The sequence below is a fragment of the Staphylococcus sp. GDY8P45P genome, from assembly GCF_017892745.1.
GTDB classification, from domain to species: Bacteria; Bacillota; Bacilli; order Staphylococcales; family Staphylococcaceae; genus Staphylococcus; species Staphylococcus cohnii.
Map to the genome: position 1 here is coordinate 1 of NZ_JAESLS010000025.1, position 9043 is coordinate 9043.

Consider the following 9043-nt stretch of genomic DNA (forward strand, 5'->3'; position numbering starts at 1 on the left):
TCAACGGTCTACCGTTGTGTTCAAGAATATGCCCCTATTTTATATCAAATTTGGAAGAAAAAGCATAAAAAAGCTTATTACAAATGGCGTATTGATGAGACGTACATCAAAATAATAGGAAAATTGAGCTATTTATATCGTGCCATTGATGCAGAGGGACATACATTAGATATTTGGTTGCATAAGCAACGAGATAATCATTCAGCATATGCGTTTATCAAACGTCTCATTAAGCAATTTGGTAAACCTCAAAAGGTAATTACAGATCAGGCACCATCAACGAAGGTAGCAATCGCTAAAGTAATTAAAGCTTTTAAACTTAAACTTGACTGTCATTGTACATCGAAATATCTGAAAAACCTCATTGAGCAAGATCACCGTCATATTAAAGTAAGAAAGACAAGATATCAAAGTATCAATACGGCAAAGAATACTTTAAAAGGTATTGAATGTATTTACACTCTATATAAAAAGAACCGCTGGTCTCTTCAGATCTACGGATTTTCCAATGCCACGAAATTAGCATCATGCTAGCAAGTTAAGCGAACGCTGACATGATAAATTAGTGGTTAGCTATATTTTTTTACTTTGCAACAGAATCACTTAGAGTATGTTAATAATAATATAAAATTACTCTTTATATCTTAAGAAATCTTTTTTGAGAATTTAGATCAAAAACAAGTATTAAGTCTTTGAACATACTTTCACTCACGAAAGAAGATAAAGAATTTTAATACTAATCATATGTTATATTTGATTTAATAAAAGAAAATATAAATTATAAAGTTATCGTAACGGTATTTATAGGAGGATGAGGATTTAATGAAAAATGAAATAGATATAAAGTGGGTTGATTTTTATAAAGAATTTGCTATAAAACTATTGAAATATCATGAAAATCGTAAGGATTTAATTGAAAAAGTAAAAAAAATATATAAAATGACTGAAATTAAACTACCAACTTTAGAGAGAAATAATGATTTAACAGATATTGATCCATTTACAGTGTTTGCTTTATTTAATAAAAGCAGGTTAACTTTAGCAAATAAGGTGAAAATATTGGAAGCAATAGCAGAACTTTTCGAAATTAAGGCAGAATTACCAAATAGTTTTGAGAGTATTCCAACTATCAATAATATGGGAGCTACATTTTATTATTTTAAAGGTGACCGCAATGCAAATGATATTGATGAACTTTGGATGCTATTTAACGCAGCATTAGAATTTGCTAATGATCCTACATCTACTTCTCAAGAAAAATTCATAGAATATTTTGATAAAGTTATGTCCAAAAAAGGAATTCATAATAGTAAATTGACAAGTGGTTTATACTGGATTGCTCCAGAAAAATTTGTCAATCTCGATTCTCGTTCTAGATGGTATATATATGAATCTGGTGAAATTACTGGTGAAACAATAAATAGGTTACCTAGAATAAATGGCAAATTATCAGGTGAAGAGTACATAGAAATAATAGATAACATGCAAGATTATCTTTCAAATGAAGAAATTTTAATTGATAACTTTATTGAATTGAGTTACGATGCTTGGCTTTATTCTGAAAAAATTAATTTACAAAAAAAGAATAAAATTGAAACAACAGATGCAGATAAAGATGTTGAATCAATGAATTATTGGATATTTTCACCAGGGTCGCAAGCAATTAATTGGGATGCGTTTTATAATAAAGGACTTATGGCGATAGGTTGGGAAGAATTAGAAGATTTTTCAATGTATACAAGTAGAGGAGATATGAAAGAAAAGTTACAAGAAATTAATGGAAATACAAACAGCTATATTAATATTACGAATGCTATTTGGCAATTTACTAATGAAATGAAAATTGGAGATATTGTTTATGTTAAAAAGGGCCAAAAACAAATAATTGGCTGGGGAATAGTTACTTCTGAACATGAGTATCATCCAAATCAAGAATTTAAAAATATTCGTACAGTCGATTGGAAAGATAAAGGAGAATGGATCACTTCTATAAAGCCAGCCCCTAAAACTTTAACCAATATTACACCATATAATGATTTTCTTGAAAATCTTAAAATATTATTTGAAGAAGATAAAATTGATATAGAAGATGAAACAGAAGTAGTCTTACCAAATTATGATAGAAATCATTTTTTAAATGATGTATTTATGGAAGAAGAGGATTATCTTAAGTTAGTAAATTTAGTTAGAAGAAAGAAAAATGTTATTTTACAAGGCGCTCCAGGTGTTGGTAAGACTTTTGTAGCTAAACGACTAGCTTATTCAATGATGGGAGTAAAGGATAAAAAACGTGTTCAAATGGTTCAATTTCATCAAAATTATTCTTATGAAGATTTTGTTATGGGATTTAGACCAACAGAATCAGGATTCGAACTCCGTAAAGGTACATTCTACAATTTTTGTAAACGAGCAGAAAATGATATAGAAAATGATTATTTCTTTATTATTGATGAAATTAATCGTGGAAATCTAAGTAAGATTTTAGGGGAACTATTCATGTTAATAGAGAATGATAAACGCGGAACAGAACTTCAGTTATTATACGCAGACGAAAAGTTTTCTGTCCCTCCAAATATTTATATTCTTGGAATGATGAATACAGCTGATCGCAGTTTAGCAATGTTAGATTATGCATTGCGTAGACGATTTGCCTTTTATAATATGACAACAGGATTTAGGACAACAGGATTTAGGTCATATCAAGAAAAGCTAGCTAGTGCTAAATTTGATTCTCTTATTCAATGTATTTTAAATTTGAACTCTGAAATTAAAAGAGATGAATCACTTGGTGAAGGATTTATTATTGGCCATAGTTATTTCTGCAACTTATCAAATGTTACTGACTATGAATTAGAGAATATAGTAGAATATGAAATTATTCCGTTAATAAATGAATTTTGGTTTGATGAACCAGATAAGGTAGACTCATGGTCTGAAAAATTAAGAGGAGCTATTCAATGATAGCTATTAAGAATGTATATTATATGTTGTCATATGCATATAAAGTACTAAATGAAAAAGGTTACCGTAAAGTCGCGACGGAAGATTTCGAGAATGCAATTGATTTGTATGCAGCTATTTTAATTAAGGGTGTATCTATTCAACTAAAACGTGGCTTACATCATGAATATGTAGAAGAAAAAGAATCTTTGAAAATGGTTCGAGGCAAAATTAATATCACAGAATCTATTAAAAATCTAGATATCATGAATCAGAAGCTCAATTGTTCATATGATGAGTTTTCGATTAATATGTATATGAATAAGATAATTAAAACAACTATGATTTTGTTACTTAAAACTGAAATTTCAAATAAGAGAAAGAAAAAAATTAAAAAGTTATTATTATTTTTTGACAAAGTAGATACATTAGAAAAACATAATATCAATTGGAATTTACAATTTACTCGTAATAATCAAACATATAAAATGTTAACGTCTATATGTCATCTAATTATTAAAGGATTACTACAGTCAAAAAAAGATGGAAGTAATCAACTAATGGATTACTCAGATGAGCAACAACTATCACGTTTATTTGAAAAATTTATCTTTGAATATTACAAAAAAGAATTTCCGCAATTAACAGTTACAGCGTCCTATATTCCTTGGATGGTGGATGATGGAGTTAGGGATATGTTACCTGTGATGAAGACCGATATTATCCTTTCATATAATAATAAATATTTAATAATTGATACTAAGTATTATACTAAAACACTACAAAATAACTATGGTGTTAATAAAATTCATTCTGGAAATCTGTATCAAATTTTCACCTATGTTAAAAATCTAGATATTGATTTAAAAGAAAAGTCAGCAAAAGTTTCGGGAATGTTACTTTATGCTAAAACTGATGAAAAAGTATTTCCCGACAATGACTATCAAATGAGTGGAAATCATATTAGTGTAAAAACATTAGATCTAAATTGCGATTTTATTCAAGTTTCAGAGCAATTGAACCAAATAATACTTGAATATTTTGAAATTTGATTTACTGCTGGGTTAATTATATTTTATAACTAATACTATATTTATAGACTTCTACTTTCTAACAGTTTTTGTGCTCACTTTTTCCGCGACTAATTTCTTAGTCTATAGTCTTCGTCTAATAGTTTTCTCACAAAAGTTGACACAATTTACTCCTAAAAGCATATGCTAACAGGACATAAATAAAAAGAGACAAACCCTACGCAAATTAATTTACGTAGGGTTTGTCTACTTGTTAATATAGTGATTTAAAATTTTCTTTAATAATGAGTTCATTTTCTTCTATATTATTAACAACGGGAACCTTATCAAAAAATCGCATCATTTATGATATGCTTCTGCTTATCGGGTAGTAATGCGGTATTTGAAATAGCTTTTATTATACACAATCTATTTTTTAGTTTTATTTGTGATACGCTTCTGCTTATCGGTAGATGATGCGGTTTTTAGTTAAATTTGGGTGTGATAATCAGAGAGTTATCATAAGTGATGCGAAGTTTAATTAAAATTAAAAGGAAGCCAGAAATGGCTTCCTTTATTTTATGTCTCATTTAATTTCCTTAGTATGCAGTCCCTCCGTCGTCTACTGCAAGACCTGTCCATTAACGAAACTCGATTCGTCTGAGCCTAGGAAAACTGATTCTTCTGCTGCTCTCAGGCTGTTTTCCGAACCGTCTGCAGCGAGCAATATTGATTTATACAAGGTGTATTCCTCTTTACAGTAGATAAATATACTATTATTTCGCTCTTAATAGTCTTAATCCGTTTAGGATAACGAGTATCGTTGATCCTTCGTGGAAGAGCACTGCTGTTGGTAGATTTAAGAGTCCGAATATATTTAATAATACAAGTATAACAATCACACTAATAGAGAAGATAATATTTGCTAAAATAATGCGATTGAGTCGATTACTTAACATGAAACTATAGAATAGTTTTTGTAAGTTGTTTTTAACGATTACGACGTCTGATGATTCCATCGCAACGGATGATCCGCTTCCCATTGCAATACCGATATCAGCGTTTGCCAGTGCGGGTGCGTCGTTGATTCCATCTCCAATCATCCCGACAATCTTACTCTTCTTCTGACTTTCATTTACAAAGCGTACTTTGTCCTCAGGGAGACATGATGCGGTGTAGTCTGTGATGCCCACTTCTCCAGCAACTTTTTCTGCAACAGTTTCATTATCTCCTGTTAAGAGTACGACTTCAATGTCAGAGTTCTGGAAGTTTTCAACGGCATGTACTGCTTCATCACGGACTTGGTCTGCCAGCGAGAAGTATCCAGTAATTTGTCCACTCTCTCCGACAAAGATATTCGTATTTCCAGCAATGATTTGATCTCTGTAGTTCGATGGGTCTGTGTAGTCTTTAAATGCATCGGGTTTACCGACGATGATATCGCCTTTCTTCATTCCGCTGCCGACGATTTCTTCTACCGGTTCACTGTCATCGACACTATCTAAATCTAAAGTTTTAAACTTCTTCACAATCGCTTCTGCGATCGGGTGACTCGAGTGTTGTTCAATCGTTACCACTTCTTTTAATGTATCTTCATCCGCTGCGTATTCTTCAACGACGAAGTCACCGTATGTGAGTGTTCCTGTCTTATCACTATATAGAATGTCCATCGTGCTCAGTGCCTCCATCGCGGCACCGCCTTTAAACAGAATACCGTTTTTCGCACCGTTACTAATCGCACTCAGTGTCGCTGGTGTTGCCGATGCAACGAGCGCACACGGGCTTGCTACTGTCAGCATGACCATTCCACGGTAGAATGATTCTTCAAATCCTAAATTATTAAAGAAGTAAAGGATAGCGATAAACACCGGTACCCCGATTAAAACAGAGATTACATATTTCGATTCAATTCGATCGATGGTTTTCGATAGTTTCGATGGTCTTTGCTGTGCTTCTTCAACCATACGCACGATATTCGAGAAGATCGTATCATCACTCGTTTTCGTTACAGTTAATCTAAACGAGTTGCCATCGTTTACCGTACCGGCAAAAACTTCTTCATCCTTTTCTTTTACAACCGGAACAGATTCCCCTGTCAGCGCTGCTTCGTTAACCGATACTTGACGGTCTGCCTGTCCATCGATTGGGATTTGTTCCCCTTTAGCAACAAGGACGATATCGCCTTGGATCAGTTCTTCTGTAGGAATTTCCGTAATTTCTCCATCAGCCCCGATTCTACTTGCTGTTGAAGGAAGGTGGGACATCAGTTCAGAAATGGCTTTTGTGGATTTACTAGTCGCGTAGTTCTCAAGCACTTCAGCACCCGCAAAGATTAGAAGTAACAGTGCACCCTCTGACTCATAATTGATGATGACCGCACCAATAGCAGCAAGAATCATCAGTAAGTCAACGTTTGGTGAACGTTCTCTAATCGTCTCGATGACCGCATTCTTGGATGCATAGAAACCGAGAAAGAAAATTGCGATGTAAAACGCAATGGAACTGTAGATACCCTCTACCGGCATCAATGCAAATCCGAGGATTATAAAGATAATCCCTGCAACGAGAAACTGCCCCTGCCTGTTTGTAAATAAGTAGTTGAACAAGATAAAAATCCTTCCGTTTTGATTTTTTTAAGGCTGTCTGAAAAATAAAAATCTTCTTACATATTATATCGTATATAGCGTTTTATTCAATGAATATACCCCGTATATGTATATAGATTTACAAAGAAAAATTCTGCTGCATTTTGTCTGTAGCAGAGTTAATATTTTAATAATCTATCACTGGTTCAAGCTTACCGTCGTTCATTTGGAACACGCGGTCACAGTATTCAAGCATACGTTCATCGTGTGTCACCATGATTGCTGCTTTATTGTGTTTTTTCACACCGTTAGAAATCAGTTGAACGATTTCAGGTTTCTTAGAGTTTTCATTGATATATGTCCAGTGTGCTTCTTTAGGAACCCAGAATATATTCTCTGCTAAGTATTCATCTTTATCTTCTTCATCAGCATATTCATCATTCAATAATTCTTCATATTTTTCCTCAAACGAATCAGATACATATTTCAAGAATATAATACCTAACGCTACATTTTTATACTCAGCAGCATCCATGCTTCCTCTCAATTTATCTGCTGCTTGCCATAATTTTTCTTCAAAACCTATAGTTGCCATTAATAACACCTCTTAAATATTTTTAATTTAAATATATCAAAATTTAAATAATTATATGCCTGTATTTTTAAATATAATAACATTAACCTAAGTGTTATTTTTTTTTGTTTAAAGTAATATATATTTCTTGGAACTTAGACGTTGTTTTTTGAAAATTGGGTTCATCTAGTTCTTTTAATTTTCTAATAATCAAAAGATTTAATGAATATTTATTAATATGATATTTAGAGTCTTTTTTCATAATATTTTTCTTCTTAATTACATTTTCGAAAGACTTGAAATTCTGGTAACTTTCCAAATCTTCTTTTAAGGTATCTGAAATTTCATCTTCAATTAGCAATTCAGAGATACACTCAATAATAAATTCTTTCTCAAATAAATCTTCAAGTTGTATTGAGTATTCATCTTCGATTTTTTCATCCAAATTTGACTCTTTGATAGATTTATTATTATTTAAAATTATCCTATTATTATAATCACTATTAAAATTATTTTGAATTTTTTTTGCCATTTCCAATCCTTTTTTATCATAGTCTAGAACTCCTAGTGGTGGATTAGGAAATACCTCTTTATACACAGTAATAAAATCTGAAATTTTATCAGCTCCTTCTGTTTCAATGAATGTTAAGCTCTTTTTAGGAAATAACCTGTGGTAGATGTATTGATGAACAATTTTATCGGTTTTACCTTCTACCATCACTACAGTCGAATTAATGTTTATTCTTAAAGTATCTAATAAATTTATACCCATGATTTGATTTATTTCCAATAGTTTGACTTTATCTTTTTTATTGTAATCGATATATGTTCCTTGTAAAACATCTCTTTCGATTAGAAGAATATTATTTATATCAGTTTCATTTATAAAAGCTGTCGAGTGGGTACTGATAATTATTTGTGAATTTTTAAATACTTCTTGAATCTTTTTATATAAATATCTTTGGGCTTCTATATGTAAATGAACTTCTGGCTCGTCAAAGAGAATAATATCTGGCATTTTATTATTTTTTACATTGTATTTATTAATATAATACGACATTATTATTAATTTTTTTACTCCATTACTTTTTTCATTAATTGGTGCTGTATCGCCATAGCAATCTGCAACATATAATTCATTATTAAAAATTAAAAGGGAATAGTAGTCCTTACTTATAGCTAATAAGTCTCTATTTATATTAGATAATAAAATTGCAACTTCATTATTATCTAAGTCATCAAAAAATTGAACTATCTCTATTATTGATTGATCAAGAGAAGTATTATTATCTACTTTAGCTATTTTAATTTGTTTATTTACAGCTTCTTTTGCGCTTTCATTATATATTGTATTAGTATTATTATTATTATCTTCATATTCAATAGAATGTTTATTTTTATTATTAAGAGTAATAATTTGTTTATTACTTGTTGAGAGTATGGTTTTAGGTAATTTTCTTTCAAAATTTTCTAATCTACTTATACTTTGGAAAGCTGTATCTAAGTTTTTAACATCTAATGATTCAAATATTGCACTAATTATATTTGATTTGCCCGAGTTATTTGATCCTACTATAATATTTAAATTTCTATTTAGGTTTAGTTCCAAATGTTTTATAGATTTATAATTATAAATTTCTATTGTTTTTAGTGAATTCATATATTTTTTGTGACTCCATTTCTTTCATAATTAATTATAGCTTAATAAAATTTTGTATATTATATAGTATAACAGAACGTGAATAAATCCAATTGAACAGTAATAAGCAAGTTTTGAAGTTCATAAATTATAAAATCATTGCAAGAGTAACTATTATAAAGAGGGGAAAGTCATTTCAATTAAGAGGAACTATAGTACAAAAAGTTATAAAAGCTATAAATTTTAATGATTAGTTAAAACCTTAAATAAAATATTTTTAGCAAAATCACTAATA

4 protein-coding genes and 2 pseudogenes are annotated in these 9043 nt (G+C 30.6%); 3 read left to right on the plus strand and 3 right to left on the minus strand.

The genetic code is table 11. From position 1 onward, the window contains the following. From KA873_RS13385 to mcrC, 3 genes and pseudogenes are all read left to right on the plus strand, one after another. A pseudogene (locus KA873_RS13385) lies at positions 1–542 on the plus strand (IS6 family transposase); the annotation flags it as partial. A 280-nt stretch (positions 543–822) separates the two neighbouring features. After that, the gene (locus KA873_RS13390) at positions 823–2961 is read left to right on the plus strand and encodes an AAA family ATPase (RefSeq protein WP_210131815.1); all 2139 of its coding nucleotides are present in this window, start codon (positions 823–825) and stop codon (positions 2959–2961) included. Further along, positions 2958–3992 carry a 5-methylcytosine-specific restriction endonuclease system specificity protein McrC gene (gene mcrC / locus KA873_RS13395; RefSeq protein WP_210131813.1) on the plus strand — a complete coding sequence of 345 codons (1035 nt, stop codon included), beginning with the start codon at positions 2958–2960 and terminating at the stop codon, positions 3990–3992. Before KA873_RS13390 ends, mcrC begins: the two co-directional genes overlap by 4 nt. A gap of 734 nt (positions 3993–4726) precedes the next feature. On the opposite strand, the gene KA873_RS13400 is transcribed toward mcrC, so the two are convergent. The 3 genes and pseudogenes from KA873_RS13400 to KA873_RS13410 all read right to left on the minus strand — a co-directional run bounded on the left by KA873_RS13400 (position 4727) and on the right by KA873_RS13410 (position 8769). Continuing rightward, positions 4727–6556 (minus strand): heavy metal translocating P-type ATPase, encoded by a 1830-nt coding sequence (locus KA873_RS13400; protein WP_031903879.1) that lies wholly within the window; start codon positions 6554–6556, stop codon positions 4727–4729. Between the two features lie 292 nt (positions 6557–6848). Then, a pseudogene (locus tag KA873_RS13405) lies at positions 6849–7130 on the minus strand (type I restriction-modification system subunit M N-terminal domain-containing protein); the annotation flags it as partial. 94 nt (positions 7131–7224) lie between these two features. Next, a complete protein-coding gene (locus KA873_RS13410; RefSeq protein WP_210129123.1) occupies positions 7225–8769 on the minus strand; it encodes an ATP-dependent nuclease in 1545 nt (514 codons plus the stop codon). Between the last annotated feature and the right edge of the window lie 274 nt (positions 8770–9043).

Excerpts from the sequence above, each read along its gene's own strand:
- KA873_RS13390 (WP_210131815.1), top strand. The coding sequence starts at position 823 with ATGAAAAATGAAATAGATATAAAGTGGGTTGATTTTTATAAAGAATTT.
- mcrC (WP_210131813.1), top strand. The coding sequence starts at position 2,958 with ATGATAGCTATTAAGAATGTATATTATATGTTGTCATATGCATATAAA.
- KA873_RS13410 (WP_210129123.1), bottom strand. The coding sequence starts at position 8,769 with ATGAATTCACTAAAAACAATAGAAATTTATAATTATAAATCTATAAAA.